General features: G+C 49.9%; 1 protein-coding gene. It reads right to left on the bottom strand.

Annotated features, from left to right (window positions below; translation table 11 throughout):
• Positions 1 to 267: 267 nt before the first annotated feature.
• Entirely contained in the window at positions 268 to 1,437 is a 1,170-nt protein-coding gene (locus C6H66_RS25060) for an RNA-guided endonuclease InsQ/TnpB family protein (protein ID WP_105397055.1), read from the bottom strand.
• Between the last annotated feature and the right edge of the window lie 93 nt (positions 1,438 to 1,530).

Genomic DNA, 1,530 nt, shown 5'->3' with positions numbered 1-1,530 from the left:
GCTATATTATAAACCATATCAATAATAACCTTTTATTATAGTAACTTTAGGATAGATATAAATATCAATTATTGATAACTTTAATTATTTATTAATAGAATCATTTTCATGTGAATATATTTTTGAATCATATTGTTATGTTTTTTATACTGAGCTCCGGTCCTGAATTTTCGAGTTCCTCCATTGCATCAACAAGCGCGACCTGTAACCCTACAGGAAGTCTTCGTGACTGCTCCCCGCCGTAAAAACGGCGAGGCTTCCCACTTCTCAGGCCGCCACCGTCTTTATGACGGATTTACGCTGGCCTCCGTGGGCAGAGACGACGAGTCCCGCCGCCTGTAATTCTGTTATGCCCTTGCGCTCGATGTTGAGCGCCGCATTGATATCGCGGTCATGTTCGACTCGACAGAAAGGGCATTGCCAGAGCCGCTTACGCAGCGGCATTTCCAGCATTTTGTAACCGCAGCAATGGCAGGTTTTCGAACTGGCGAACCACTGATCCAGTTTGACCAGATGGACGCCTGCCGCTGCGGCTTTGTATTCCAGTTTCTTGATGAAGCCATGCCAGCCCGCATCCCCGATAGCGCGGGCAAGGTGGTGATTCTTCATCATGTTGGCCGATTTCAGTGTCTCCACAATTATCGCTTGGTTTTCGTCAACCATTGAACGAGACAGTTTGTGTTGAAAATCGGCGCGGGCATTCGCTACCCGCTCATGTACGGCGGCAAGCCTCTGTCGTGCTTTACGACGGTTGGCGCTGCCTTTTTGTTTCCGGGAGAGGGCCTTCTGTTTACGCCTCAGATTACGGCCGGCATTGATAAGATGACGGGGATTGGCCATCTTATCTCCGCTGGATTTGACAGCGTAGTGAGACAATCCCATATCCAAACCTGTCATCTGGGTTATCAAAGCGGGCTTCGCGGGCGCGGCCAGGCCGTCATCACAGAGTATCGAGGCGTAGTATTTACCGGTGGCTGAACAACTCAGCGTAATGCTTTTCACCTCTCCGGTCATTTCACGGTGCAGACGGGCTTCTATCGGCGATAATTTGGGTATTTTTATTGCCCCGTCCAACACCTTCACCCCGACACAATGATAGCTGGACTGCCTGCCATGCTTGCGTTTGAATGTCGGGAAGCGCGCTTTCAGCTTCGGATTAAAAAAGTGGGAAAACGCCATATCGAGGTTAATCACCGCCTGCTGCAAGGCGATGGAATCATACGCTTTGAGCCAGGCATACCGGCGGGATTTTTTCGCCACTGACAGTAAGGGCTTGAGGTCTTTACGCGGGCTGAGGTTCACCCCGTGGCGTTGATAAGCGTGCTTCTTAATGTGGAGCGCCTTGTTGTACGCGAAACGGACCGCACCGAACTGAGCATTGAGATAATCAGCCTGTTCGGGTGTCGGGTAAATGCGGACTTTGGTGGCTCTTAACATCATCAGCGCTCATCGGGATAGTTTATGTATTTTAACCGCTTTTTTTGGCGTGTCCCCCCCGGGCTGCCAGTGAACGTGATGGTTAATAACCTG

Source organism: Photorhabdus hindustanensis, from assembly GCF_002968995.1.
Lineage (GTDB): Bacteria > Pseudomonadota > Gammaproteobacteria > Enterobacterales > Enterobacteriaceae > Photorhabdus > Photorhabdus akhurstii.
The sequence above is the reverse complement of the archived record's forward strand: the minus strand, read 5'-3'. Positions and strand labels throughout refer to the sequence as shown.